Annotated in this window: 24 protein-coding genes; 12 read left to right on the forward strand and 12 right to left on the reverse strand. The window is 61.6% G+C overall.

Going from position 1 to position 25654, the window contains the following annotated elements; translation table 11 throughout:
• Positions 1 to 38: 38 nt before the first annotated feature.
• The 3 genes from L0U83_RS20000 (at position 39) to L0U83_RS20010 (ending at position 3029) form a co-directional block, all read left to right on the forward strand.
• A complete protein-coding gene (locus tag L0U83_RS20000; protein ID WP_233886577.1) occupies positions 39 to 257 on the forward strand; it encodes a hypothetical protein in 219 nt (72 codons plus the stop codon).
• Between the two features lie 470 nt (positions 258 to 727).
• Positions 728 to 1888, forward strand: a complete 1161-nt coding sequence (gene dinB / locus L0U83_RS20005; RefSeq protein ID WP_308445063.1) for a DNA polymerase IV — start codon at positions 728 to 730, stop codon at positions 1886 to 1888.
• Positions 1889 to 2009: 121 nt separating this feature from the next.
• A complete protein-coding gene (locus tag L0U83_RS20010; protein WP_233885694.1) occupies positions 2010 to 3029 on the forward strand; it encodes a helix-turn-helix domain-containing protein in 1020 nt (339 codons plus the stop codon).
• 24 nt (positions 3030 to 3053) lie between these two features.
• Here L0U83_RS20010 and L0U83_RS20015 read toward each other — a convergent pair whose 3' ends face one another.
• From L0U83_RS20015 to L0U83_RS20030, 4 genes are all read right to left on the reverse strand, one after another.
• Positions 3054 to 4361, reverse strand: a complete 1308-nt coding sequence (locus L0U83_RS20015) for an MFS transporter (RefSeq protein WP_233885695.1) — start codon at positions 4359 to 4361, stop codon at positions 3054 to 3056.
• A 103-nt stretch (positions 4362 to 4464) separates the two neighbouring features.
• A complete protein-coding gene (scpB, locus tag L0U83_RS20020) occupies positions 4465 to 5268 on the reverse strand; it encodes a methylmalonyl-CoA decarboxylase (protein ID WP_233885696.1) in 804 nt (267 codons plus the stop codon).
• 216 nt (positions 5269 to 5484) lie between these two features.
• Positions 5485 to 7260, reverse strand: coding sequence for a phospholipase D-like domain-containing protein (locus L0U83_RS20025; RefSeq protein ID WP_233885697.1), 1776 nt, complete (start codon positions 7258 to 7260; stop codon positions 5485 to 5487).
• 123 nt (positions 7261 to 7383) lie between these two features.
• Entirely contained in the window at positions 7384 to 8127 is a 744-nt protein-coding gene (locus tag L0U83_RS20030; RefSeq protein ID WP_233885698.1) for a FadR/GntR family transcriptional regulator, read from the reverse strand.
• Positions 8128 to 8521: 394 nt separating this feature from the next.
• Between L0U83_RS20030 and L0U83_RS20035 the strand changes: the two genes are divergently transcribed.
• The 5 genes from L0U83_RS20035 to L0U83_RS20055 all read left to right on the forward strand — a co-directional run bounded on the left by L0U83_RS20035 (position 8522) and on the right by L0U83_RS20055 (position 11777).
• Positions 8522 to 9643, forward strand: a complete 1122-nt coding sequence (locus tag L0U83_RS20035) for a branched-chain amino acid ABC transporter substrate-binding protein (RefSeq protein WP_233885699.1) — start codon at positions 8522 to 8524, stop codon at positions 9641 to 9643.
• A gap of 20 nt (positions 9644 to 9663) precedes the next feature.
• Positions 9664 to 10671, forward strand: coding sequence for a trans-3-hydroxy-L-proline dehydratase (gene lhpH / locus L0U83_RS20040; RefSeq protein ID WP_233885700.1), 1008 nt, complete (start codon positions 9664 to 9666; stop codon positions 10669 to 10671).
• 135 nt (positions 10672 to 10806) lie between these two features.
• Positions 10807 to 11127 carry a hypothetical protein gene (locus L0U83_RS20045; protein WP_233885702.1) on the forward strand — a complete coding sequence of 107 codons (321 nt, stop codon included), beginning with the start codon at positions 10807 to 10809 and terminating at the stop codon, positions 11125 to 11127.
• 38 nt (positions 11128 to 11165) lie between these two features.
• Positions 11166 to 11312 carry a hypothetical protein gene (locus L0U83_RS20050; protein WP_233886621.1) on the forward strand — a complete coding sequence of 49 codons (147 nt, stop codon included), beginning with the start codon at positions 11166 to 11168 and terminating at the stop codon, positions 11310 to 11312.
• 123 nt (positions 11313 to 11435) lie between these two features.
• Entirely contained in the window at positions 11436 to 11777 is a 342-nt protein-coding gene (locus tag L0U83_RS20055) for an H-NS family nucleoid-associated regulatory protein (protein ID WP_233886579.1), read from the forward strand.
• A gap of 17 nt (positions 11778 to 11794) precedes the next feature.
• Here L0U83_RS20055 and L0U83_RS20060 read toward each other — a convergent pair whose 3' ends face one another.
• The 3 genes from L0U83_RS20060 to L0U83_RS20070 all read right to left on the reverse strand — a co-directional run bounded on the left by L0U83_RS20060 (position 11795) and on the right by L0U83_RS20070 (position 14475).
• Positions 11795 to 12439, reverse strand: coding sequence for an NUDIX hydrolase (locus L0U83_RS20060; RefSeq protein ID WP_233885704.1), 645 nt, complete (start codon positions 12437 to 12439; stop codon positions 11795 to 11797).
• Positions 12440 to 12466: 27 nt separating this feature from the next.
• Positions 12467 to 13192 (reverse strand): haloacid dehalogenase type II, encoded by a 726-nt coding sequence (locus L0U83_RS20065; RefSeq protein ID WP_233885706.1) that lies wholly within the window; start codon positions 13190 to 13192, stop codon positions 12467 to 12469.
• Between the two features lie 86 nt (positions 13193 to 13278).
• Positions 13279 to 14475, reverse strand: coding sequence for an MFS transporter (locus L0U83_RS20070; RefSeq protein WP_233885708.1), 1197 nt, complete (start codon positions 14473 to 14475; stop codon positions 13279 to 13281).
• A gap of 95 nt (positions 14476 to 14570) precedes the next feature.
• Here L0U83_RS20070 and L0U83_RS20075 point away from each other — a divergent pair, with 95 nt between their 5' ends.
• Entirely contained in the window at positions 14571 to 15479 is a 909-nt protein-coding gene (locus L0U83_RS20075; protein WP_233885709.1) for a LysR substrate-binding domain-containing protein, read from the forward strand.
• A gap of 12 nt (positions 15480 to 15491) precedes the next feature.
• Here the strand turns inward: L0U83_RS20075 and L0U83_RS20080 are convergent, their stop codons facing one another.
• The 4 genes from L0U83_RS20080 to L0U83_RS20095 form a co-directional block, all read right to left on the reverse strand.
• A complete protein-coding gene (locus tag L0U83_RS20080) occupies positions 15492 to 16712 on the reverse strand; it encodes an aminotransferase-like domain-containing protein (RefSeq protein ID WP_233885710.1) in 1221 nt (406 codons plus the stop codon).
• A gap of 181 nt (positions 16713 to 16893) precedes the next feature.
• Positions 16894 to 18066, reverse strand: coding sequence for an NAD(P)/FAD-dependent oxidoreductase (locus L0U83_RS20085; RefSeq protein WP_233885712.1), 1173 nt, complete (start codon positions 18064 to 18066; stop codon positions 16894 to 16896).
• 111 nt (positions 18067 to 18177) lie between these two features.
• Entirely contained in the window at positions 18178 to 19677 is a 1500-nt protein-coding gene (amaB, locus tag L0U83_RS20090; protein WP_233885714.1) for an L-piperidine-6-carboxylate dehydrogenase, read from the reverse strand.
• A 249-nt stretch (positions 19678 to 19926) separates the two neighbouring features.
• Entirely contained in the window at positions 19927 to 21024 is a 1098-nt protein-coding gene (locus L0U83_RS20095; protein WP_233886580.1) for a branched-chain amino acid ABC transporter substrate-binding protein, read from the reverse strand.
• 535 nt (positions 21025 to 21559) lie between these two features.
• Here L0U83_RS20095 and L0U83_RS20100 point away from each other — a divergent pair.
• Complete coding sequence (locus L0U83_RS20100) at positions 21560 to 22183, forward strand: helix-turn-helix domain-containing protein (protein ID WP_233885716.1); 624 nt, start codon at positions 21560 to 21562, stop codon at positions 22181 to 22183.
• A gap of 10 nt (positions 22184 to 22193) precedes the next feature.
• On the opposite strand, the gene L0U83_RS20105 is transcribed toward L0U83_RS20100, so the two are convergent.
• A complete protein-coding gene (locus tag L0U83_RS20105) occupies positions 22194 to 23219 on the reverse strand; it encodes a DUF1338 domain-containing protein (RefSeq protein ID WP_233885718.1) in 1026 nt (341 codons plus the stop codon).
• 155 nt (positions 23220 to 23374) lie between these two features.
• Between L0U83_RS20105 and L0U83_RS20110 the strand changes: the two genes are divergently transcribed.
• Together L0U83_RS20110 and L0U83_RS20115 are read left to right on the forward strand one after the other, a co-directional pair.
• Positions 23375 to 24286, forward strand: coding sequence for a LysR family transcriptional regulator (locus L0U83_RS20110; RefSeq protein ID WP_233885720.1), 912 nt, complete (start codon positions 23375 to 23377; stop codon positions 24284 to 24286).
• A 102-nt stretch (positions 24287 to 24388) separates the two neighbouring features.
• Positions 24389 to 25630 (forward strand): NAD(P)/FAD-dependent oxidoreductase, encoded by a 1242-nt coding sequence (locus tag L0U83_RS20115; protein ID WP_233885721.1) that lies wholly within the window; start codon positions 24389 to 24391, stop codon positions 25628 to 25630.
• Positions 25631 to 25654 lie beyond the last annotated feature (24 nt).

The raw sequence follows: 25654 nt of genomic DNA on the forward strand, positions 1-25654 counted from the left end.
TGAGTGAATTGGGTACGACACCCGCGTCTGGACAATATATGGAAAGAGAGACATATAAGGGATACGTTTTGTGGGGTCACGCTATCGCGCAGCAGGCGGAGATCCTCACGCCTGAGCGCTATGCCGGAAGCGGAACCGTGACACGGGACAACAAACTCATCGACGCTTCAGGCGTTCTGGATTTGTTTAATACTGAGGACGCTGCGCAAGAGGCAGGGCTCGCGTGGGCACGCGCCTGGGTGGATACCAACGGATAGCGCAGCAGCAAACGACTTTGGGAATTTCGCGGTCCATGGAGCAAGTCCGGTTGGACCGGGACTAATCGTGAATTACTTTCTCGCTCTCTAGTCTTTCTAGCTCGCCTGCGCCGATAGCTGAGCAACAATAAAAGACACACTCCTGACTGGCGTTCTTCGCCCCTCCAATTCGCCCATCCTGTTCCTATGCGCTATCCGAAATCGGGTGCGTCCGCGAATTGTTCATAGAAATCCCCCGTCGGCACGACACAACTCCGAACTTTTCCCACTGAAAGAAATTAGCGGTGCCGCCGAGAGCATGCGATAGAATACTGTGCAAACATACAGTATCTTGAGTTACGTCAGTACACGGCTTGACGCGTTTCCAACCGTCGAGCCTCGACTGGAAAAACAGATGAACATTCGTGCGGGCACTGCGTTCCGGCGCAAACGCTCAAGGCCCCTCCGGGCGATTCCACAATAGTTTTAACGTGACAAGCCACTGGCCACGCCGCATTGCGCATCTCGACATGGACGCTTTTTACGCGTCCGTCGAACTGCTGCGCTACCCCGAATTGCGCGGCAAACCCGTCGTGATCGGCGGCGGACGTAATGCGGCGCCAGAAGTCCTGCCCGACGGCACGCGCCGCTTTGCGCGACTCCGCGACTATGTGGGCCGCGGTGTAGTCACGACTTCGACCTACGAAGCACGCGCCCTCGGCGTTTTCTCCGCGATGGGGATGATGAAGGCCGCACAACTGGCGCCCGACGCCATTCTCCTGCCTACCGACTTTGATTCGTACCGGCGCTATTCGCGCCAATTCAAAGAGGCGGTGCGCACGTTCACGGACCAAATCGAAGACCGTGGCATCGACGAGATTTACATCGACCTCACGGACATTGACGGCGACTCGCGCGAACTCGGGAACCGAATCAAGACCGCAGTGCACGAGGCGACCGGCCTCACTTGCTCTATCGCCATCGCACCGAACAAGCTGCTCGCAAAAATCGGTTCGGAGCTGGACAAGCCGAACGGTCTCACAATACTCGCGATGGACGACCTCGAGTCGCGCATCTGGCCGCTCCCGGCAAAGAGAGTGAATGGAATCGGCCCGCGTGCAAGCGACCGTCTGGCGAGCATCGGGATTGGAACGGTCGGTGAGTTGGCCTCGGCGGATCTCGGGCTATTGCAGGAGCACTTCGGGCGTACGTACGCCGCCTGGCTGGCCAGAATCGCGCGAGGCCTCGACGACCGCGCCGTCGTGGTTTCCTCCGAGCCAAAGTCCATGAGCCGGGAAACGACGTTCGAGCGTGATATGCATGTCGTTCGCGATCGCGCGATCCTGACGCCGGCGCTGACGCGTCTTTGCGAACGGGTCACCGAGGATCTTCAGCGCAAAGGTTACCGCGGCCGAACGGTAGGCCTGAAAATCAAGTTCGCCGACTTCAAGATCGTCACTCGCGACCTCTCGCTCCCGGAACCGGTGGCGGATGCAGTGGCTATCCGGCGAGCCGTCGGCGAATGCCTGAAGCGCGTGTCACTGGATCGAAGGATCCGTCTCCTGGGCGTACGCATTGGCTCTCTCGAGCGCACTACGGGTACGGCGACTGCCCCGGTGCCAACGCAGGGCGAGTTGCCTTTCGATCGCTGACGTTCGATCGATCCGAAACAGGCCTTTTTCGAAAAATTCACTACGGGCAGATTTTCGGTTAGATTCTCAAGGCGTCTATTCCAGAAGACTTTCAGGCACATTTCAGTAAAGACTTCTTCGCATGAGCTCCCGCGCACCCACAGTCGACATCATCCGTCCACTTGAACACGGCATTGCCCGCAATCACTTCAGCGTGCTGGGCGAACCGCCAGAACGTCGCTTGCTCGCCTGGCGGGATCGGGTGGGTCATATTATTGACGTGGTGCCCTCGCGATCCGACCTGGAGAAGCCCTTTCAGGCTTCAATTGACCGCTTTCAGGTGGGCGACCTTGTATTTACGGATTGCCGGTCGGATCTGATGATGCTCGAGCGCTCGCAGGCGCGGATTTCGACAGACCAGGTACGCGATTTCGTCTTTCATGTGTTTCTGAAGGGCGGTGTCGAGAACGTCTCCGTGCGCGCCTCGCAGCGCGACAGCGGACCCTTGCCCGCCAGTATCCTTGCACTCGATATGAACCAACCTGTTCGAATGCAACGCCTGGCATGCAGGGTACTCACGTTTTTCGTGCCGGGCGAGTTGGTGCAAAAAGTCTTTCCTGATCCCGAGGCCATCCACGGCCGCATGCTCCACGCTTCGATGCCGCTTGTGCCACTGATCATCGACCACGTTGCGACGCTCGGTGGGAGAATCGCAACCATGAGCGCCGCAGAGGCGGACGGCGCAATACGCGCCGCGGCGGAGTTACTTGTCACAGCATTTGGAAGGCAAGCGGGCCTGAGCGGCGACACTCGCGCGGCAGCCCGGGCGGCGATGTTCGCTCAGGTACGGCGCTATATTCAGGCGCATCTGACTGAAAGCAACCTTTCGCCCGAAAACGTGCTCAATGCGCTGGGACTTCCCCGCCCAACCCTATATCGTCTGTTCCAGCACGAAGGCGGCCTTGGCGCTTATATCCGACACCTGAGGCTACGCCGCGCGGCCGATGAACTGGTGCGGTATTCGCACGTCACGGTGATCGAGATTGCGTACGGACTCGGCTTCAAAAGCGCCTCTGATTTCACGCGCGCCTTCCGGCGTGCCTACGACATGGCGCCACAGGATTTTCGGGCGCTAGCTAGCAGCAGGCTTCAGTCGCGGTGACAGGTGTCAATGCGTGCGGCAAGTTCATGGTTCGATGCGCCGTTCCTTGAAAAGCATCACCGCGCAGAAGCTTACGCCACACGCGGGCGCGACATACCAGGCCGCAGAGAGGGGATCGCCGGTCCATTTGATCAAACCGGTCACGATGAACTGAGCGGTGCTGCCGAACAATGCAACGCTCAACGCATGCGAAACGGCCATGCCGCTCGCGCGCACCCTCGCGGGCAGTGCTTCGAGCACAAGCAGGGTGACCGCTACGGCGCTGAATGCCATCATGATGCTGAAGAGCGCGACGCCGCACAGGATTGGCGCTGCGCTCGTCGCACGGGAGAACATCAGAAAGACGGGATAGACCAGCAGCGCTGAGCATCCTGAGGCCACAAGTGCCAACGGCTTGCGGCGACGCAGTCGGTCCATGAGACGGCCAGCCAGCGGCGGAATGACGACCAGTAGCAGAGCAGACAGCGCGGAAGCCATAAATCCGGTCACGGCGGGCATGTGCATCACACGAGTCGCATAGCTCGGCATGAAGTAGACAACCGCGTAAACCGGTATGCTTTGCCCCATTATCATCAGCATCGCCAGCAGGATCGTCGGCCCGTGTTCGCGACACAGTTCGGTAAGCGGTGTGCCGGCATGTCTGGCGGTGCTGGTGAAAATCGGATCGTCGCGAAGCCGAAGACGAACATAGAGGCCGACTGGCGCGATCAAGAGACCGATCAGGAACGGGATTCGCCAGCCCCACGATGCAAGCGCTGCCGGCGACACCGTGCTGGTGATTAGCAGCCCCAGGGATGCGCCCAGCAACGCGGCCGCCCCCTGGCTCGCGAGCTGCCAGCTGACCAGATAGCCACGGCGCGACTCGGGCCCCGCCTCCAGCACGAATGCAGCGGCAACGCCGATGTCGCCGCCAACGGCAAAGCCCTGCAACGACCGGCCGGCAATGATGATGAGCGGCGCAATCACGCCGATGCTGGCAAACGACGGGCACAGAGCGAGCGTGGCGGTTCCCAGCGCCATCATCCAGCTGGTCCGCGCCATCGCTGCACGGCGTCCCACACGGTCCGCGTAAGCGCCAATGACCATCGCGCCAACAGGCCTCATGAAAAAGCCGACGCCGAACGTGCCGACCGCCCACAATAGTGACGTCATCGGATCGTTCGCCGGGAAGAAGCGGTCTCCGATCATCACCGCGAAGAATCCGAATACGGTGAAATCGAACATTTCGAGGCCGGTCACAAGCGATGCTGCGACGATGGTCTTGAGAAGATCACGGGGATGTTTCTGATTGCCGGCAGGCAGGTCGCACGTCGAAAAGTGAGGCGTGAACATTCTTTTTGCAGGATGGTCAGTAGTGGCGCATGCGTTTCACGTTGAAAATGCATTCTTGCTACGAAACGCATTGCACGATACCACGCGTGCGCCCACACTGGATTCATCGACCGCGAAACTCGGGTGAGCGTTGCTGCGCGAATGCTTCCAGCCCTTCCCTCATATCGTCGCCAGCGCACGCTATCCTGCGAAGCTCCGCGATTCTTTCCATCGCTTCGACTGGCACCGGCACGACGTCTTCGAGAATGCGCAATTGCTCTTTGACCACAGAAATTGCCAACGGCGCTTTGGTCGCAATACCCTTGGCCATCTCCAGCGCAACGGCCTCGACGTCGGCTGGCTGAACCAGGCGATTGAGCACGCCGTGGCGCTCGGCTTCATGGGCCTCAAGCGGTCGTGCGCAAAAAAACATCTCCTTCAGGATATGGATCGGCAGGCTGTTGATGAATCGGAGCAGACCGCTCGTGCTGTAGGGAAGACCGATATTCGCTGGCGTCATGGCAAATCGGACCGTCGTGTCGGCCACGACGAGGTCGCAGCTCATCACCAGGTCGACCGCCCCACCCCATACGGAGCCCGACACCATTGCGATCACGACGCCGGGATAGGCTCGCACCTTCCGTAGAACGCGCTCCAGTGGCTTACCCCAGGCGATCGGGTCGTGGTCCGCCTCGAGTTCACCGAGGTCGTGGCCCGCGCTCCAGACCTTCTCGCCCACCCCACTCGTCAATATCACAACTGGCACGCCATTCGATGCAAGGACCGTCAGTTGATCCTGCAACGCGCCCAGTAATTCCGCATTCAAGGCATGGTGCCTGGAAGCGTTGCGAAAAACCACCTTTGCAATGCGATCTTCAATGATTTCAGTAGTGACCTTCACACATTCTTCCGGTGCACTCGCACTCATTTCGTTACTCCACATGTCGCGGCAGACCGCGCTCCACCCCCGGCAGGCGGGGAACTTGATAAAGGACTCCCGCGCAGGGTAACTCATCGAGCGCCGATTCGCTAAAGCCGGTCTCGCGCGAGCCCCTGGCAACACCGAGCGTGCGTCCTGAATGTGCGGATGACATCGCGCCGCGCCCACGGCGTGCGAGGCGTGCGCAGTGCCGATGCGATTGCGTCAGCTGGCCGGGTCCGATGCCAATGCAATCCGCGCCTTCTCCTCCGGACTATTCGCCTTGTAATATTTGTCCGCCCACTTGCGGTCAGGTTGCAGCATCAGACGTTGAACGGTTCTATGCTGCTGCTCATCAATGCCAACGGCGCGAGCCCGATAGTGCTCGTATAGCCGCATGAACTCGGCGAGGTAAATGGCGGCAATGCGCGTGTCCTTTATTTCGAGCAGGTTCTCGTCGTTGAAATGCTCAGAGTTGTTGCTCATATTTGCCGAGCCCGTGTAGACAATCGGATTGTCTCCCTCTGCGTCGATGACAATGAACTTATGGTGGATGATGACCGGTGCGTAACCCGGCGCGACTTCGCCAGGAAAAAGCTGGAGTTCGGGCTCGAATCCTTCGGGCACGGTCGCCGGGGAGAAGTACGATGCGTCGATCACGTCGCGGTTTTCCTTGCTTCGATGATAGAGCGCGAGGTTTGCCAGAGCCGTCGTATTCACCACCTCTCCCGCCTTTTGCGCCTCTTGCGCATTCTCAGCGGACTTCTCACTGATATTGTTAACGAGGCCGAACATCATTCGCCCCTTGTCGCCAGCAGCAAAACAGGCGTCGCGAAGCGGTTCATCTGTCGGCATGAAGAGGCAGAACAGAACGGAATGCTGCGCCTTGCCGATCGCTTCCACGATGGAGTCGATCTGGGTACGTCTGGTTTTCGTCTCCGGTGAGAAGCAAACGCGCACGGCAGCGCTTCCCACAGTCACGGCATCCGACCAGCCATTCGTGAGTTCGGCGGTCTGGCCGATGGACGGATTGCTGGCGATGGCTTTCGTTCTGTCGTCGTACAGTTTCGCGAGGTCAGCCGAATCAAACAGGTGAAGCACGTTAGCCTGTTCCGTGATGCCTTCCGTTGTGAAATTCGCAGAACCTGCAAGGACGAATGCCGGGTTGCCTTGTCTATCGCCCCTGTCCGTCACGACGAGCTTGTCGTGCATGATATGAGTCTTGTCACGTGGGCAAAAAGTCACGACGCTGCTCAGTGCATCGACCGCGGCTTGATTGGGTGATGGCGCGGAAGGTTTGCCTTTTTCGCGAACCAGGTGCGAATCGTAGACGACGGCAACGCTCCCTTTTCCGTGGGCCGTTCCAAAATCCTTGAATGCCGGTATCGCCCAAAGCGAGTCAGTCAGGTGATAGACCGCTGCTGCTGCGTGCGACGAATCCAGGAATATTTCCTTGAACACAAGCTGCATATCATTGGCGAGCCACGTTCGAAGTTGAAGCGCTTCTGCGGGCGGCGGCACGGTATGCGGATTGATTCCCAAGGCCTTGATTTGTCGTGCAAAAGCCTGTGAACTCACCACCGCACGGTTGAACCACGTACCCACGCCGTCTTCGATATGCGCCGGAAGCGTGACCTCACACGAACCCGCCTCCGCGTTCAGCAGATTCAGATTGTCCGGCGTACCGACTACCGGATAGACGGTGTATTTGAACTGCTTGCCTCTGTCGGCTTCCTCGATGCGCGCGTCCCACCACATGAATTTTTGAATCGGCGCAGTGTTCGAAGGCGCATCAGGCTTTCCGTCCGGCACGGGCCCTTTGAACGTGATTCGATTGGGGAGCCAGTTGCTTGCCTCATCGGATTGCCCGTCTGGACTCGTGAAACCCGGGGCTCGCTCGACGGCGAAACCCAGGAAGTCGGCGCGTGTCGCACCTTCTGGCCAGTCGAATGCGAGCAAAACCAACGTGGGGGAGAGATAACTGCGTATCTTCGTCGACATCGTTCACCTCTTCTCTGTTGGCCGAAACTTCCAGTTTCGACCAACAGTTTGTTGATACAGTGAACGGTGTATGTTGCGTAGATGTCGTTTCGATGACGCGGCCCAGTGCAACGAAAAAAGCACTTACTGCGGCGTGATATCTCTTTGCACCCGATGGATATGCTGCTCGACGTAGAACGCCGCGGCGTCGGCGTCTCCGCAGACAATGGCTTCGTAAATCAGCCGATGCTCCGCGACGTACAGTCGAATGCGAGCCGGGTCGTAAATCCCGTCGTCCTTAAGCCGCTTCCACAGCGACTGGTCCATGGTCGATGCGATCTCTTCCGCAAGTTTCGCGAGCAGCACATCACCCGTCATCACCGCCAGTTGACGATGAAAAAGCCTGTCGCTGTTGTTCCACAGCGCTCGCTCCTCGGGCGTCGCCACGTCCGTCAACGTCTCCATCTGGTCCAGATAGTGCTCGGCCAGCCGGTCCCGCTGTTTGCGTGCGGCCGCTCGCCTCGCGATTGCAGGCTCGAGAATCAAGCGCACATCGAGCGTGGCCGACGGGCTGAAGTCCGACGTCGATCCACCGGTCGCGGTTTCTACGCTCGGCGCCGAGGCAAGAATTTGTTGGGCCGCCGAAGCGATGTAAGAGCCGGAGTTGCGCTTCGTGACAACCAGGCCTTCGTTTTGCAATTGCCCGATCGCTTCTCGCACGGCAGGCCGACCAACGCCAAAAAGCGTGGCAAGTTCGCGCTCCGACGGCAGCCGGGCATCCGGCAGAAAGCGGCCGCTTCGGATTTCGGCGCGGATCTTCTCCGACACCTGTTCGTAAATCTGCAGTGGCCGAAAGCGGCCTTCAAGCTCAAAGCGAGCGGATGCCATGGCGGATTCTCAGTGCGCGGCGACGTGGTTCTTAAATATACCACTTTCGCGGAAACCTCCTCCAACGACTCAGGATTAACCATAGAATCGGCGGATATTGGCTTGCCATTCAGCCACCAGTGGTATAGATTCGTTCCACACTGATTTCAGGAAATTGGGCGAACCGGAGCCGGAAAACGACCTGGCCAACGGCACCCGCTTTTTGATATCCGAACCACTTCAGGACAACGAAACTCGTTTTCTTCAGAAGCGTAGGCTATGCAGCGTGGGACCTGGCGGCATGCCGGCTCGCTCGCTATGCCCTGCGCCAAACGTCGTTCGTGATGGCGCTGCGCCGTCACAGCGGCCGGTCAAGTTCGCTTTCGCCTGCAAGTCCAACAAATCTGGAGACATCATGCGCCGCATCGCTACAACCCTGGCCGCCCTGACGGCCGCCGGCTCCTGCCTCATCGCCCATGCTCAAACTGTCGTCACCATCGGCCACTCATCGCCGCTTACGGGCCCGCAGGCGCCGAACGGCAAGGACAACGAGAATGGCGCGCGCCTCGCCATCGACGAACTGAACAAGAGCGGCGTGACGGTCGATGGCAAGAAGGTGACGTTCAAACTGGATTCGGAAGACGACCAGGCGGACCCGAAGGTCGGGGTGCAGGTCGCTCAAAAGCTTGTCGACAGCGGCGTGGTTGCCGTCATGGGCCCGTACAACTCCGGCGTGGCGATTCCGGCATCGCGTGTCTATAACGCCGCCGGCGTTCCGATTCTGCCGGTCGCCTCGAACCCCGCGCTGACGAAACAAGGCTTCAAGACCATCTTCCGGATCGGCGCAAGCGATGAGCAGCTGGGCGGGACGATGGGCCAGTTCGCTGCGAAGACCTTGAAGGCGAAGACCGCAGCGGTCATCGACGATCGCACCGCGTATGGGCAAGGTGTGGCGGAGCAGTTCGTGAAAGAGGCGAAAGCCAACGGCATCCAGATTGTCGACCAGGAGTTCACCAACTCGGCGGCGACTGACTTCCTCGGCATTCTCACCACCATCAAGGCGAAGAATCCGGACGTCATCTTCTTTGGCGGATACGCGGCTCAGGGTGCGCCGATGGCCAAGCAGATGCGCGCGCGCGGACTGCGTGCGAAGTTGCTGGGTGGCGATGGCATCTGCTCGGCCGATATGGGCAAGGTTGCGGGTGAAGCCGCGTCTATCGTGTATTGCGCGCAGGGTGGCGTCGCGCTGGACAAGACTGCGGCCGGCCGCGACTTCCTGAAGAAGTACAAGGACACCTACCACACGGATACGCAGGTCTATGCCGTCAACTACTACGACGGCGTAAAACTGCTCGCCGATGCGATGGTCAAGGCTGGAACCACCACTGACAAGGCAAAGCTTGTCGCCCAATTGGCGAAGACCAACTATAAGGGCGTCGCAGGCACTTATTCCTTCGATGCAAACGGCGATCTCTTAGGCGCGCCTACGACCGTCTACATCATCAAGGACGGCCTGCCGGTGCCGTACGGTCAGTGACTCAATAGCGTAAAAACATCATGAAAACGACTCGTACCATTTCGACCGTCGAGGTCCATACCGGCGGCGAAGCCTTCCGTATCGTCACGAGCGGATTGCCTCGCCTCCCCGGCGACACGATTGTGAAGCGCCGCGCGTGGCTAAAGGAAAACGCCGACGAAATCCGTACCGCCTTGATGTTCGAACCGCGTGGTCACGCCGACATGTACGGCGGCTATCTGACCGAACCGGTTAGCACAACTGCCGACTTCGGCATCATCTTCCTTCACAACGAGGGCTATAGCGACCACTGCGGACACGGCGTTATCGCGCTCGCCACCGCAGCGGTCGAACTTGGCTGGGTTCAACGCCAGGTGCCGGAAACGCGTGTTGGCATCGACGCGCCCTGTGGCTTCATCGAAGCGTTCGTTCAGTGGGATGGCGAACACGCCGGCAACGTGCGATTCGTGAACGTCCCGTCGTTCATCTGGAAGCGCGACGTAACTGTCGAGACGCCGACCTTTGGCACGGTGAAGGGCGATATTGCTTTCGGCGGCGCGTTCTACTTCTATGCCGACGGTCAGCCGCACGGGCTCGCCGTGCGCGAGTCGTCGGTCGAGGAACTCATTCGGTTCGGCGCCGAGGTAAAGGAAGCCGCGAACAAGGCGTACCCCGTCGAGCATCCCGAGATCCCGGAAATCAATCATATTTACGGAACCATCATTGCCAACGCACCGCGACACGAAGGTTCGACGCAAGCCAATTGCTGCGTCTTCGCTGACCGCGAAGTGGACCGCTCACCGACCGGCTCCGGCACCGGTGGGCGCGTCGCTCAGTTGTACTTGCGAGGCGAACTTGGCAAAGACGAGACCCTTGTGAATGAGTCCATCATCGGCACTGTTTTCAAAGGACGCGTGCTCAGCGAGACGACAGTCGGCGACTTCAAGGCAGTGATCCCGGAAGTCGAAGGCAACGCGTTTGTTTGCGGCTTCGCGACCTGGATCGTGGACGAACGCGATCCGCTGACTTACGGATTCCTCGTCCGGTAGACTTTTCGTCCTCGTGGCGCCACTTAACGCACCGTTACGAATCTCGCAACGCCGTTGCACCTGTGTCCGAGCCCGCCGCCTACACTCCGAACCGTGCTCACCAGAAACGCACGACCCGTGCGGAGGAGTAGGGAAATGAAGAGAACGATTCTCGGCGTGGTACTGGGCGCGGCCGCACTGGCAGCGTCGAGCGCGGCGTTCGCGCACGTAGATGTGGCCTTGGGGGTCAACCTGCCTGGCGCCGCCTACGTCCCGGCTCAACCGGTGTACGCCGCGCCGCCGCCTGCTGTATATGCACCTCCCCCGGTCGCGGTAGCCTGGCGCGGCGACGATGACTGGCGCGCGCGTGAGTGGCGCCATCACGAATGGCGAGAACAACAATGGCGCGAACACGAACGGCGCGAACAACAATGGCGCGAGCGCGAGTGGCGCGACAATGGCCGTTGGGGCTATTGAGCCGGTTGCCAGGCTAAAATCTCCCACGAGTGATTATCATGAACGTCAATAATCGAGTCAGGATGCTTGCCGCGGCAGTTGGCGCCGTTGGCGGCTGTATCGTGGGACATCACGTTGCGAAAAAAAATGCGGCGGAACGGGCAGCACAACATGAAGCCGCCCGCTCCCAGAAACTGAATACCTGATGCCCGACCAGGCCTTTCGCTACAGCCGCCACGGACACCCATCCAAGCTGTGATATCGTGGCGGCACGCGACTTGCGCTATATTCTGCTCAAGAGTTGCACTCAGAGCGAATCTCAACTAGAAATGGACGAAAGAAAACGCGAAAGCATCGTGGCCTATCTGCGGCGTCGGATGGCCGAATATGGAATTGAACCGGACGATATTGCTGCCTCAATTGCTGCGGATGCCGCGCAATTGCGAGCCGCCCGTTACCGGGATGCGGCGGGCCACACGTGGGACGGCAAAGGCGACGCCCCTCGGTGGGTGGTGCAGGCGACAAGCGCGGGACAGTCGCTCGAGCATTTTGCAGTCCGCGAGATGGCCGAGCAGCAGCCAGCCAAGCCCCCCCATGTGGATTGGCGGCAGGACCCGTTTGCGGGCAGCCGTCTGGCAACTGTAAGAACAGAGCAAACCGGCGCTGCCTGAATAACCTCAATCGAACTTCAATCGAACTCGACGGCACTATGATTGCGCAGTTCATCCAGTCGTCGAATTTGTTCCGGCAGAATTCGGCCTGACGACAAGGCCGGAAGGTCATCGACATCGAAGAACCGGGCGGCGTCGGTTTCGGCTCCGGATATCTCGCCCGCTCGAACGATCTCCCCAAGGAAAACCAGCTTCCAGATGTGAAACACAGAAGGCGGATGTCCGTGCTTGAGCATATCCCACACTGCCAGCAGCCGAACGACGTTCACCGTGTACCCGCTTTCTTCGCGAACCTCTTTTGCCGCGTTTTCAGCCGGTGAGACACCTACGTCGGCCCAGCCGCCGGGCAAAGACCACAAACCATCCACGGCTTCTTGCACGAGCAGGATCTGGCCAGCCTGATTGAAGACGGCGCATCTCACGTCGAGTTTAGGATTTGCGTATCCCGTCTCGGGAGCAAAGAGCGCGGCGACATCGCCTGCTTGCATGGATGCCATTTCCGCGAGTTGCTGATGCGCGATGCCTGCGATTTCAGCATACCTTTCCTTGTCGAAGGCGCTGGTCGCGTAGTGCGAACCCGATTGCGCAAGCGCCAATAACCGGCGAGCCTGCGCAAGGCGTGCTTTCAGCAATTCCTGGTCGGGGGGGATCATTGCGGTCATAGCGAATTGGAATGAGCAATTGCCGGCTTACTTTTGCGCCAGCGCTACCTGATGCGCCTTCACAAAATCGGCCATGCTATTGAAGCGGAAATCGACGTTCGGCTGCGAGCCGGGATTCATTGTCGCGCCAAAGCCCGGCTTCGCATGCCGGCGGAAGATCCAGCACGACGCCAACCCGCACTCATTGGCTGGCTGGTGGTCGTGAAAGAGACTTTCTGCAGTGTGAAGGATTTTCGCCTTCTCGATGCCACGGTCACCGAGTTTCTCGAGCATGTACTCGAAGTTTCTCAACGAGGGTTTATACGAGCCGACGTCTTCCGCCGTGAAAATAGCGTCGAACTCAACCTGCAACTTTGCCTTGCTGTGCGTGAACGTCTCATTGTCGACGTTGGAGAGAATCACCAGCTTATAGTGCCGCTTCAGGTACTGCAGCGCCGCTACGGTGTCCTCAAATACCGGCCAGTTCCGCACCGACCGCCCGTATTCCACGCACTCCTCGTGCGTGAACGGGAGTCCCCACTCCTCGGCCAAGCGCTTGTAGACGATGGGCAGCAGTTCCTGATATCGCCTGGCTGGCGTGTATCGCTGCTGCGAGGACTCGTGACGCGCGTGGGCTTCCAGAACCTGGTCCCTTGTGAGCGGCGTCCTGGCCCGCTCGAGCAGCGGCTTGAGGCCCTCGAAAATACCGCTTTCCCAGTCGATCAGGGTGCCGTAGCAGTCGAAAGTGAGTGTGTCGAAGTCGGTCAATTCCACGGTTACTCCTCTCCGAAGCACAAGGTGGAGTCGACAGTGTATAGGCCGCTTCGAAGCCGTGAATCAAACAATGGCATTCGATTCCGTCATGACGGTTGTCCTGGCGCTCCGCGCGCATCGCTGCGACTGGCGGCACGCTCCGCCCCCCAATACGCGAACACGAGCAGCCCGACCAGCGCCTGCGCGGCAACGACGAACGCCACACACCCGGCCCAGCCCCAGCGATGCCATGCTGGAATGGGCAACACGGAGCCGAGGCTGCCGCCAAAGTAATAGCAGGAGAGATAGATACCGATCGCCGTAGTCCGGGCCCCGGCGGCGGCGTCGGAAATGAACGCGTTGGCGCAAGCCTGCTCGACGAATACCGCCGTCGAACCGAGTGCGAGCCCGGCGAGAATCGCGCCAACGCTGCCGGAGAGCGTCAGCAGGCTGCCCGCAATGGCGAGGCCGACCGCCGCGAGCGCGAGGTCGCGTGGCCCCCGGTGCCTGGCCATACGGCCCGAGATGGGCGTGACGACCACTGCCACGAGGAACACGGCGTAAATCGCTCCGATGCCCGCCGTCGAAAAGTTGAACGGCGCGCGTGTGAGCCGCAGACCGACGAAGGTGAACGTCGCGACCTGCGAGGCCAGCACACATGCGCCCACGGCGAATGAGGCGAGGACCGGTGCGCGCATCACGAGCTTCCATTGCGTTTTCGTCGCGTAACCGTCATCCGCGCGCACGGCGGCCCCAGATGCGGGCAGGCTCGCGTAAATCGCTAGACCCGTCGCGAAGCCAAGCAGCGCTACGATGTCGAGCGCGTGACGCCAGCCGAGCATCGACGTGAACAGGTTCGTGACGAAACGCCCCGCGAAGCCGCCCAGCGTGGTGCCGGCCACGAAGATCGCGCTCAATTCGGTAGCGCGCTCGCGGTGATAGCGTTCGCCGATGTACGAAATCGACATGGCGAAAATGAATGGCATCAGCACGCCGGCGGCGAAGCGGGCTGCAAGGAACGACGCAAAAACTGCCGCATGCGCGGACCAGACCACGGGGAGCGCCGACGCGAGCGCGGCGGCAACAATCACGTTGCGCCTGTCGAAACGCGCCGCCAGGGTGCCGACGAACGGCGCGATAATGGCGACGGCCAGTGTGGTCGCGCTCACGCCCTGCCCGGCGCGTTCCGCGCTTACATCGAACGCGATGGCGAGTTCGCGCAGAATGCCTTGCGTGGCGTAGAGATTGATGAAGGCCGCGAAGCCGCACAGGAAGAACGCGGCTCGAATGGAATTGTCTTTCACGCTTGACGCCCTGTCTGGTCCAACCGACAGTCTGAGGACCGGCCAACGCGTGCGCCAATACCGTTTTCATCGCCATTGATACCGCCAGAACAAGAATGCTCGACCTGCGCCGCCTCCGCTATTTCGTCACCGTCGCCGAAGAACTGCACTTCGGGCACGCCGCCGTGCGCCTGAACATCGCGCAGCCGCCGCTGACGCGCCATATCGCGGCGCTCGAAGCCGAACTCGGCATTCGCCTTTTCGAGCGTTCGACACGCGCGGTCAAACTCACACCCGAAGGCGTCTTGTTCCTCGAGCGAGCGCGCAGCGTGCTTCACGCCGCTGCCGAAGCGCAGGCCACCGCGCGCAAGCTCGCACAGGGCGTGACGGGCCGCATCGCGATCGGCTACACCAGTTCGATTCCGATGTCCGATGCGTTCGCGGAAATCGTGCGCAATGCAGGCCGCGCGCTGCCCGAGGTCGAGTTGACGTTTCGCGAGGCCGCAACTGCGAGTCAGCATCGGCAGATCGTTGAGGGCGCACTCGATATCGGCTTCGGCTGGTCGGCAGCAAACGCGCAAGAAGACGGCTTGTGTTCACTCGTGATCGCGCGCGAGCCGCTCGTCGCCGCCGTGCCGAGCGGCAGCGTGCATGCGCACAAGAAGTCGCTCGACTTCGCCGAGCTTCGCGACGAGACGTTTCTGGTTTTTCCGCCGGGATATGGGTCGGCGCTGACTGCGGCGCTCGATTCGTTGTGCACGCAAGCAGATGTGGAGCCGCGCATCGGGCCCACCGCTTCGCAGACCGCGACGCTGGTATCGCTCGTCGCAGCCGAGCGCGGTGTCGCCATCGTGCCGGCCTTCACGATGGCGCTGCAACGCTCAGGCGTGGCCTATGTGCCGTTGAGCGGCGCGCCGGCGCTCGACCAGACTGTCTCGTGGATCGAGCCGTTCGCATCGACATGTGTCGAGCGCTTCGTCGAACTTGCGCGGTCGGTTGCACAACAGGGAACGCGCGGCGTTTGAATTGCGCGCGCTTCAAACAGGCGCCGACGCCACGCTCGCTGTTCGCGTTGCGTGCGTGCCCCGCTTCAGGCGCGCCACACCTTCGCGGATCTCATCCATGTTCGGCGCGGCGAACGAAAGGCGCAGCGACGCGGTATCCGGATCGTCAGCGAAGAAAGCCTTGCCCGGAACAAAAATCACCTTGCTCGCAATCGCGTTCGGCAAAAGCGCATCGATCGCCACGCCGGGAATGCGCGCCCACACGAACATACCGCCTTCGGGTTGATGAAACGCGATTTCTTCACCGAATTGCGCGCGCAAACCATCGCAAAGCGCTTCGCATTTGCGCTGATACGCCTGCGTGATGTGCGGAAGGTGCCGTTCGAGCGAACCCGCCTCCAGATAGTGCGCGGCGATCGCCTGGGTCCACGGCGTGCTGCACAGGTCGACGGTCTGCTTGGCAATCACGCAGCGCCGCGTGATTTCGGCGGGCGCGATGGTCCAGCCTACGCGCAAGCCAGGCGCGACGACTTTCGAGAGACTCGAAAAGTGCACGATCCAATCGCGCGCGCCCTGCACTTCGCTTGCCAGCGCCAGCATCGACGGCACCGCGTCGCCGGCGAAGCGCAGATCGCCGTACGGATCGTCCTCGACGATCACGAAGCGGTATTGAACGGCAAGACGCAAGAGCGCAAGGCGCCGCTCGCGCGTGAGCGTGGCGCCGGTGGGATTCGCGAAGGTCGGCACCGTGTACAGCAGCTTGGGCCGGACAATCGCGCCCGATGCGAGCCGCGCCGCGAGTCTGTCCACGTCGATACCGTCGCCGTCTACGGGCACCGTCACGACATGCGCCTGCTGGAGCCTTAGCGCCTGCAGCGTGGCCGGATAGGCGGGCTGCTCCGTCAAGGCCGTGTCGCCCGGAGCGAGCAGCACACGCAACAGGAGGTCGAGGCCTTGCTGCGAGCCGGTCGTCACGAGCATTTCCTCAGGCGCGCAGGTCACGCCACGGCGCGCCATCAGCGCGAGCAGTTGCGTCTTCAACTCGGGCAAGCCGTCGGTCGGGCCATATTGAAGGCAGCGCGTGGAAGCCTGCCAAGCCTGTGCCGCTGCCGCCTGCAGTCCATCGGCATCGAACAGGTCGCTGGCCGGATAACCGCCAGCGAAGGAAATCATGCCTGGCTCTCCCAGGTACTTGAAAAGCTCGCGAATGGGCGAACCGGCGGGATGCCGAAAGGGAGCGGTGAAATCGTACATGGCGTAGATGGGTCGATGGCGGTTAGGCGCGGCAACGGACAAGCTTCGATTGTGGTCAGCCCTCACGGGCGTATCAAACGAAATCTAATCACGACGTCATGCGGTTTGCTCATCAAGCATTCGCGCAATAAAAAAGCCCGTGAAATCACGGGCTTCGTTTGCGCAACCTGACGGCGCGCCGTCACACGACATTCTTTTCGACGATCGGCCGGTTTTCCAGCACACGCGACCAGTCGAGCGAAGAAAGATCGAGCGTGGTGTATCTGCCATGCAGAATCAACTCGCTCACGCCGCGCCCGGTTGCCGGCCCCTGCTGCAAACCGTGCCCGCTAAACCCATTGGCGAACACGCAATTGTCGATGGCCGGGTGATAACCGATGATGGCGTTCTGGTCGAGCACGTTGTACTCGTAGTAGCCTGACCAGCAGTTCTCCACGCGCAGCGCCTCGAACCCCGGCACGCGATGCGCAAGCGTGGGCCAGATCACGTCGTCGAAGATGGCGTGATCGACTTCGTCGAGTGGCAGATCGTTGGGATCGTTCTCCGCGCTCGGCGACGTTCCGGTGATATACGTATTGCCCTCCGGGCGGAAATACACGCCCGACGGATCGATCAGCAACGGGCAGGCAGTGAGTCGCGCCGGCGATGACACATTGAAAATGCTGCGTCGGCGCGCATAAACCGGAATGTCGATGTCCATCATTTCCGCGAGCTTGCGCGCCCACGCGCCAGCCGCGTTCACGAGCGTGTCGCACGCATGGCGTTCGCCGTCGCTCGCGATCACGTGCGTGACCTTGCGGCCACTGCGCACGACGCCCGCCACATCGGCCGCGACATAGCGCGCACCGAGCGACTGTGCCTTCTTGCGCAGCGCCTGCACGAGCCCGTAGCCGTCGAACCAGCCCTCGCCGCTGCGGCCATACGCGCCGCTTTCGAGATCCTCGACGTTGAGCCACGGAAACTTCGCTTGCAACGCGTCGCGCGCCATGAGTTCGATGTCCGCGCCGAGGCTCGTTTGCAGCGCGTGATTCTCGCGCAGCGTCGCGTCGCCCGCTTGCGTGGCGAGGAAAAGATAACCGCCCTCGTGCAGATCGATCGACGGACGGCTGCCATTCACTTCGAGCCGCTCGCCAATGCTGCGCAAAAACTCGATGCCGAACAGCGACATCTGGATCGACAACGGCGTGGAAAACTGCTGCCGGATCGACGCGGCCGAAAGCGCCGACGACGAGCGCGCATAACTCGGGTCGCGCTCGAACACGGTCACGGATACCGTTGGGTCGGCCGCGCGCAGAAAGTAAGCAATAGAACTACCGATTACCCCGCCGCCAACGATAACGACTTGAGAACTCACGACTGGCTCCAGATTGCGGATAACTGCGGCGCGCATTGATTGGGTTTGCGCGAATCGATCGACCGGGTGCGCGATGCCCCCGGCCACGTCCGTCATGTACGCGAAATGCGCTTATTCGACGTTGAAATCGATGCCCTGTGCGAGCGGCAGCGACGACGAATAGTTGACCGTATTGGTCGCGCGGCGCATATAGGCCTTCCACGCGTCGGAGCCCGACTCGCGGCCGCCGCCCGTTTCCTTTTCACCGCCGAACGCGCCACCGATCTCCGCGCCGCTCGGTCCGATGTTCACGTTCGCAATGCCGCAATCGCTGCCGCTGGCCGACGTGAAGCGCTCGCTCTCACGCAGGTCCGTCGTGAACACGCACGACGAGAGGCCATGGTGGGCGGCGTTGTTCGCCTCGATGGCGTCGCCGAAGTCGCTGTACTTGAGCACGTAAAGAATCGGCGCGAAGGTTTCCTTCAGGACAACTTCGGTTTGCGACGGCATCTCGACGATCGCCGGGCGCACGTAGAAGCCCTTTTCGTTGCCCGCCACCGTGTGGCGCTCGCCGCCGAACACCTTGCCGCCTTCGCGCTTGGCCTGCTCGAGCGCCGACTGCATACGCGCGAACGACTGCTCGTCGATGAGCGGGCCCATCAGCGTGCCCTGTTCCAGCGGATTGCCGATCGCGACCTTGCCGTACAGCGTCTTCAGGCGCTCGACCGCCTTGTCGTACACGCTCTCGTGCACGAAGAGGCGGCGCAGCGACGTGCAGCGCTGACCCGCTGTGCCGACTGCCGAGAACAGAATGCCACGCAGCGCGAGTTCCAGATCGGCGGTAGCCGAAACGATGCCTGCGTTGTTGCCACCGAGTTCGAGCAGCGAGCGGCCGAAGCGGCGCGCGACTTCCACGCCCACGGTGCGGCCCATTTCGGTGCTGCCCGTTGCGCTCACGATGTTCGAACGCGGATCGGCGACGAGCTTCGCGCCCACTTCGCGGCCGCCGACGACGAGGCTCGTAAGGCCTTCGGGCGCATCGCCGAACTCCTTCAACACGTCCTGCATGATCTTGTTGACGGCAACCGCCGTGAGCGGCGTTTTTTCCGAGGGCTTCCACACAACGGCGTTACCGCACACGAGCGCGAGCGCGGCGTTCCACGACCAGACGGCAACCGGGAAATTGAACGCGGAAATCACGGTGCACACACCCATCGGATGCCACGTCTCCGCCATGCGGTGGCCTGGACGCTCCGAAGCAATGGTCAGACCGTAAAGCTGACGCGAGAGGCCGACCGCGAAGTCGCAGATGTCGATCATTTCCTGCACTTCGCCCAAGCCCTCCTGGAAAATCTTGCCGGTTTCCAGCGACACGAGGCTGCCGAGCGCGCGCTTCTGTTCGCGCAGCTTGTTGCCGAGCAGGCGCACGAGTTCGCCGCGGCGCGGCGCGGGCACGTTGCGCCAGGTCTTGAACGCCTCCTGCGCCTTCGCGAGCACGGCGTCGACGTCCGCCGCCGACTGGCTCGCGACGCGGCCGATCAATTCGCCGTTGATCGGCGAATGCACGGCGATGTCGCCCGCTTCCGCGAGCTGGGAAATACCGAGATCCGAGAGGATGGTGGAGGCTTTCATAGGTAGAATCCCTTAAAATTTCCGATACGAAACATTGCTACTTTAGGAAACTATACACGCGCATTTTTCTGGCGACAACTCGAAAATCCGCGGGATTTTCGTCATGCCGCGTGCATCGCATCCACACGGCTTTCCGCCATGAAAATGGCACGCGGCCGCCCGGCGCGCGCACGATCTATTTCCTATTGGAAACAATGCATTGGGCGCCGACAGAAGCGGCGCCCTTCAGGCTTGCAACGGCTTTCGAGGTCAGTCCGTGGTCCGCGTCGTGACCGGCACCCACGCCACGTTCTTGACCTGATACAGCGTCGAACTCGGGCTCTTCAGGTCGCCCTGCGCATTGAAGGCGATCTTGCCCGTAATGCCGTCGTAGTTCGTGGCCTTCAGCGCGGCGTTGAACTGCGCCGGCGTCGCCGAGCCCGCCTTCTCCATCGCGGAGATGGCGACCCACGCCGCGTCATACGCGAACGGCGCGTAGGCGAGCATATCGATGCCGTACTTCTGCTTGAACTTTGCCTCGAAGCCTTTGCCTTTGGGCAGCGTGCCGAGCGGCTGGCCGTATTCCCATACCGAAGCGCCATCGGCGGAATCGCCGGCGAGCTTGATGAAGTTCGCGTCCATGACACCGCCGCCCGCGAGGAATTGCGCCTTCAGGCCAAGCTGGCGCATGCGCTTGACGATCATGGCAGCCTGCGCGTCAAGGCCGCCGAAAAACACGAGATCCGGACTCGTCCGCTTGATGCTCGTGAGCTGGGCGCTGAAATCCACGGCCTTGTCGTTCGTGAACTCGCGCGCGACGATCGTGCCGCCGGCCGCCTTCACGGCCTTCTCGAACTCGTCGGCTTCGCCCTGGCCGAAGGCCGTACGGTCGTCGATGATCGCAATGCGCTTCGCCTTCGTCACCGTCGCCGCATAGTTGCCCGCGTTGCCGGCGTTTTGCGAGTCGGTTGCGATCACGCGGTAGATGGTCGGGAAGCCGCCCTGCGTGATGGCCGGATTGGTCGCCGCCGGCGTAATCATCGGAATGCCCGCCTTCGCGTAGATCTTCGAGGCCGGCAGCGTCGTGCCCGAATTGAAGTGGCCGATCACAACGGCCACGTTGTCGTCCACGAGTTGCTGGGCGACCTGCACGCCGATGCGCGGATCGCTCTGGTCATCCTGCGAGTCGATCACGAACTTGACTGGCTTGCCGCCAATGGTGGGATGCGCGGCGTTGGCTTCGTCCACGGCGAGACGCACGCCGTTCTCGATGTCCTTGCCATACGCTGCGCCGCCGCCCGTGAGCGGGCTGGCCACGCCGATTTTCACGACCATTTCCTGCGCGCTCACCGCGCCGGCAACCAACATCAACGACGCTGCGATCGCGCAGCTACGACGAGAAGCGAGGAAACGAGGATGCATGCGATATTCCTTCGGTATCTGGAGCCGGCACGTGATGCGCCCGAATGGTCGCACGGACCGTCGGCGCAAAGGATTCGTCCCGCGCCACCCGATGCAGGGCGGCAGGACGTAAGCGGATTGTCGGCAGCGGTTTCGCATGCATCAAACGAAATCTAATCACCACGTAATGCGCTTTTCTCATCAAGCCCGCACACATGGGGAATACAGCAATGTACGACGCGGCCTTGCAGGCATTGGGAGATACCCGATAGCGCCGACATGCCTGCTTGTGCGTGGACGCGCTGCAAGGGCAGATCGTGTGGACGCCTTGCCTTGCGTGGTCTGGGTTTGCGTCAAAAATCATCAACTTCTATGTGGCCTGTTTACTTAGTCATGCTATCGATACGCGGCATGACACAGCAAACGCTACACAGTACGCAAATGTTATGATCGGAAACATAGAGTACGATACGAACAATCAGCGAACACCCCGAGTTCCCGAATGGAAACCCCGTCCATCAAGCCCGCCGAGCATGCTTCGGCGGAGTTGGGCAAGCGCGTCAAGGCGGCCCGGCTGAAGCACGATTACACGCTCGAGGCCGCCAGCCGGGTCTGCGGCGTCTCGCGCTCCACGCTCTCGAAGGTGGAAAACGGCGTCATGTCGCCGACATTCGACGTGCTGCAGAAGATCGTTCACGGCCTGAAGATCGATCTCGGCGAACTGTTCGGCTCTGCGCCCAGGCCGCGCGCGAGTGGACGCCGCGCGCTCACCCGCAAGGGCGGTGGGCAGCAGCATTCGGCGGGCTGCTATCAAATGGAGTTGTTGGCAACGGAACTCGCGCACAAGGCGATGCACCCTTTCCATATTCGCGTGACGGCGCACTCGCTGGACGAGTTCACGGAATGGGGTCGGCATGAAGGCGAAGAGTTTCTCTTCGTATTGAGCGGCTCGGTGTGCCTATACTCCGAGCTTTACGCACCGACGCACCTCGAAGCCGGCGACAGCCTCTATTTCGACAGCCGCACGGGTCATGCGGCCGTCTCCACGAGCGAAGAGGATGCGGAAGTCCTCTGGCTCATCAACGAGCCGCACCCGGACACGCAAGACGGCGCGCCGGGCGTTTGAGACGCTGACTTTACGCAGCGTTCGCGGTCATTTTGAAAATACCGGTGGCATTGCCCGCGTCGAAGCGCAAATCGGTCTGCCAGCGCCGCGTGACCTGATCGAACGTGCGCTTGCGCGTGATGAACTCGTAGAACGAGCCCGGCACCTCGCGCGTCACGCGCTGGCCGTCGGCAGCGCGGAACTCGCGCGACACGGTGTCCGCGCGATACGCAGTCTGAAACACGCGGCCCGAGCGCGAGGTCTCGACGTTGGGTTTCATCGGACGCCCCTTGGCCTTCTCGTCGTCCGAAAGCTGGAATACGTCTTCCACGCGGTCGGTAGCGTGATTGAAGGCGTTGCCTTCCGTTGCGATCCACGCCATTTCCGCGGATTCCTGCAGCAACGTCTCGTAGTCCGAAATAGATGGCACTTCGTGCTGTCGCGCGAACGCCCCGACGATCACGGGCAGCAGTTGCAGCGCCACATCGAGCGGCAGCGAGCCGTCGCGTTCGAGCTCGGAGAGTTGTGCAATGGCCAGCGGCGTGAGCGGATCTCTCGACGCACCCACCACGTTCGTCACGGCTTGCTGGAACGCCGCCGAAAAGCGCTCGGGGTGCAACTCGCTCACGAAGAACTGCGCGATCTCGTCGGGCGCGTCTTCGTGGGCATAAGCGCGTCCCGTCATGCCGAGCTTGTCGAGCGGATAGCGGCCGTTCAGGCGAAAGCCGAGCGGGCGCAGAATGCGTGTGAACGCCGCTTCGCCGGGCGGAAGCGCGCCGTTGTGCGCCCAGCGCACCGTGCGCAGTGCGCCATGATCGAAGTACACCGCGCCGCCCTGCGCCACCGTATCGTTCGTGTACGTGCGGCCGTTGGGCGAGCGATCCAGCAGGTCTTCGAAGAGCGCCATGTTCATCGCCTGGGCGAGTTCGGCGCGCGTGACGGCGCCGTTTTCCCAGTCTTCGAGCATCGAAGGAAAGTTGAGCGTTGCAAAGAGGGTTTCAGTTTTCTCGCGGCCAAGCAGCGCGGACAACAAGCGTTCTACGTTCGAATTGCGCATCACCAATCTCACAGGAAACGACCGCCTGACGGCGGTCATCAAACGGGCCTCTGGCCATCGGCGTCGGCCAGCTATACGTGAAACGCATTATTCGAATGGTTGCGCACCGCGTAAAGCGAGATTAAATTGTCACTTGATGAGTTTCCGGAATCAACATGCGTAAGTTCAAGATCCCGAACATGGGCGCGCTCACGGCGTTCGAAGCCGCAGCGCGGCACGAAAGTTTCACGCACGCCGCCAAAGAGCTGTTCCTGACCGAAAGCGCAGTGTCGCGCCAGATCGCCACGCTCGAATCGAATCTCGGCGTGCACCTCTTCGTGCGCGCCAAGCAGCGGGTCGTGCTCACGCGCGCCGGCCGTCTCTATGGCACCCAGGTGCGGCGTGCGCTCGAAAATCTGGATCGAGACACCCTCTCCATCATTGCGCACGGCAGCGGCGGCGGTTATTTGGAACTCGCCGTGCTGCCGACCTTCGCCTCCGAATGGCTCATTCCGCGCCTCAAGGACTTCTACGACCGCACGCCCGACGTGCGCGTGAACATGGGGGTGCGCACCGAGACGTTTTCGTTCGAGGAATCGCATTTCGAAGCCGCCATCCACTACGGCAAGCCCACCTGGCCCGGCACGTCGTCCGATTTTCTGTTCGGCGAGGAAGTGGTGCCCGTCTGTTCGCCGTCGCTGCTCGCCCGGCCCATCAAGAAGGCGCACGAACTGCTCGCCTACCCGCTGCTGCACTCCACCACGCGCCCCGACGCATGGACGCGCTGGTTCTCCGACCTCGGCGTGGAAGACAACGCCACGATGCACGGCGTGCGCTACGAACTGCACACGATGCTGATCGCAGCGGCCGCGGCCGGCCTCGGCGTGGCGCTCGTGCCGAAGTTCTTCGTGGAAGGCCAGTGCGAGCGGTTTGGCGTTGTCATTCCGTTCGAGACGCCTGCCATTGCCGATGGCGGCTACTACTTCGTCTACCCCACCGAACTCAGCCACGGCAAGCCGCTGGAGCTGTTCCGCGCGTGGCTGCTCGAGCAGGCGACCGCCTATAACGCCGCGCAAGGCCGCGAGTGATCTGCGGGTCAAGCACACAAGTTACACGATCAGAAAAAAGTTTCCTATAGGAAATAGTTGGGTTAGCATCGGACGAAATCACTTCTTCGTCACGAGACAGACATGGAAGACGTCGTCGTCATTGGTGCGGGCATCGTCGGGGCCTGCGCCGCGCTCAACCTGGCGCAGCGCGGCATGCGCGTGCGGATCGTCGACTGCGCGCCGCCCGGCTCGGGCTGCTCGCTCGGCAATGCCGGGCTGATTGCGGTCGACCATGTCGCGCCACTGGCGAGCCCCGAGACGATGGCCGGACTGTCCCGCATGCTGCTGCGCCGCGACAGCCCGCTGCGTCTGCACAAACGCAGCCTGCCGCGCATGGCGCCGTGGATGCTGGAGTTCGCCGCTCAGGCGCAGCGCCCGCGCTTTCGGCGCAATACGCGCGCGCTCGCGAGTCTCGTGACAGGCGCGGCGCAAGCCTGGCGTCGTCTGCTCGATCGGCATATTGCCGCCGAACTCTTTCGCGACATCGGCTCGCTCTACGTGTTTGAACAACCCGTTGCGCACGCAACGGAACGCGCGCAACTCGATCTGCTCGACCGGCACGGCGTGCGTTACGAGACGCTCTCGGCTGAGCAGGTGCGGCGCGACTATCTTCCGTCGCTCACGCCGCATATCAGCCACGCGCGTTACTTTCCCGGCATGGCTTCGGTCACGAATCCGCAGCAGGTCGTCGTGCGTATTTTCGAGGCCGCGCTCGCAGCGGGCGCGAGCTTCACGAGCGCCAGCGTCGACGCGTTGCGCGCCCTGCCCGATGGCCGCATCGGCGTCACGCTGAACGGGCAGACGCAGCCAGCCGCGAAGGTGCTGATCGCGGCCGGCTCACGTAGCGCCGGTCTCGCGGAGCAACTCGGCGCAAACATTCCGCTGACCAATGAGCGCGGCTATCACGTACAACTCGCCGCTCCCTCGCAAGACACGCTGCGCGTGCCCGTGAGCTTCGTCGAGCGCGGCTTCACGTGCAATCCGATGGCGCAAGGCATCCGGCTTGCCGGCACCGTCGAACTCGGCGCGCGCGGCGCACCCGACTGGCGCCGCGCCGATCTGCTCGCCACGCAATTCCAGACGCTGTTTCCCGGCGACCGAGCCCCGCAGGTCGCGAGCCGCTGGTACGGCGAACGCCCGACGCTGCCCGACTATCTGCCGATGATTGGCGAGATGCCCGGCGCGCGCAATGCCTTCGTCGCGACCGGCCATCAGCATCTTGGCCTCACGCTCGGGCCGCTTACCGGCGAACTCGTCGCACAATTGATGGCGCGCGACACGCCCGCCGTCGATCTCGCACCGTTTCGCATCGACCGTTTTTGAGGCCGGGGACGAAACTCACGCAGC

This window comes from Paraburkholderia flagellata (assembly GCF_021390645.1).
In the GTDB taxonomy this organism is placed as follows: Bacteria; Pseudomonadota; Gammaproteobacteria; order Burkholderiales; family Burkholderiaceae; genus Paraburkholderia; species Paraburkholderia flagellata.

Excerpts from the sequence above, each read along its gene's own strand:
- L0U83_RS20000 (WP_233886577.1), top strand. The coding sequence starts at position 39 with ATGGAAAGAGAGACATATAAGGGATACGTTTTGTGGGGTCACGCTATC.
- L0U83_RS20010 (WP_233885694.1), top strand. The coding sequence starts at position 2,010 with ATGAGCTCCCGCGCACCCACAGTCGACATCATCCGTCCACTTGAACAC.
- L0U83_RS20015 (WP_233885695.1), bottom strand. The coding sequence starts at position 4,361 with ATGTTCACGCCTCACTTTTCGACGTGCGACCTGCCTGCCGGCAATCAG.
- scpB (WP_233885696.1), bottom strand. The coding sequence starts at position 5,268 with ATGAGTGCGAGTGCACCGGAAGAATGTGTGAAGGTCACTACTGAAATC.
- L0U83_RS20025 (WP_233885697.1), bottom strand. The coding sequence starts at position 7,260 with ATGTCGACGAAGATACGCAGTTATCTCTCCCCCACGTTGGTTTTGCTC.
- L0U83_RS20030 (WP_233885698.1), bottom strand. The coding sequence starts at position 8,127 with ATGGCATCCGCTCGCTTTGAGCTTGAAGGCCGCTTTCGGCCACTGCAG.
- L0U83_RS20035 (WP_233885699.1), top strand. The coding sequence starts at position 8,522 with ATGCGCCGCATCGCTACAACCCTGGCCGCCCTGACGGCCGCCGGCTCC.
- lhpH (WP_233885700.1), top strand. The coding sequence starts at position 9,664 with ATGAAAACGACTCGTACCATTTCGACCGTCGAGGTCCATACCGGCGGC.
- L0U83_RS20045 (WP_233885702.1), top strand. The coding sequence starts at position 10,807 with ATGAAGAGAACGATTCTCGGCGTGGTACTGGGCGCGGCCGCACTGGCA.
- L0U83_RS20050 (WP_233886621.1), top strand. The coding sequence starts at position 11,166 with ATGAACGTCAATAATCGAGTCAGGATGCTTGCCGCGGCAGTTGGCGCC.
- L0U83_RS20055 (WP_233886579.1), top strand. The coding sequence starts at position 11,436 with ATGGACGAAAGAAAACGCGAAAGCATCGTGGCCTATCTGCGGCGTCGG.
- L0U83_RS20060 (WP_233885704.1), bottom strand. The coding sequence starts at position 12,439 with ATGACCGCAATGATCCCCCCCGACCAGGAATTGCTGAAAGCACGCCTT.
- L0U83_RS20075 (WP_233885709.1), top strand. The coding sequence starts at position 14,571 with ATGCTCGACCTGCGCCGCCTCCGCTATTTCGTCACCGTCGCCGAAGAA.
- L0U83_RS20080 (WP_233885710.1), bottom strand. The coding sequence starts at position 16,712 with ATGTACGATTTCACCGCTCCCTTTCGGCATCCCGCCGGTTCGCCCATT.
- amaB (WP_233885714.1), bottom strand. The coding sequence starts at position 19,677 with ATGAAAGCCTCCACCATCCTCTCGGATCTCGGTATTTCCCAGCTCGCG.
- L0U83_RS20095 (WP_233886580.1), bottom strand. The coding sequence starts at position 21,024 with ATGTTGGTTGCCGGCGCGGTGAGCGCGCAGGAAATGGTCGTGAAAATC.
- L0U83_RS20100 (WP_233885716.1), top strand. The coding sequence starts at position 21,560 with ATGGAAACCCCGTCCATCAAGCCCGCCGAGCATGCTTCGGCGGAGTTG.
- L0U83_RS20105 (WP_233885718.1), bottom strand. The coding sequence starts at position 23,219 with ATGCGCAATTCGAACGTAGAACGCTTGTTGTCCGCGCTGCTTGGCCGC.
- L0U83_RS20110 (WP_233885720.1), top strand. The coding sequence starts at position 23,375 with ATGCGTAAGTTCAAGATCCCGAACATGGGCGCGCTCACGGCGTTCGAA.
- L0U83_RS20115 (WP_233885721.1), top strand. The coding sequence starts at position 24,389 with ATGGAAGACGTCGTCGTCATTGGTGCGGGCATCGTCGGGGCCTGCGCC.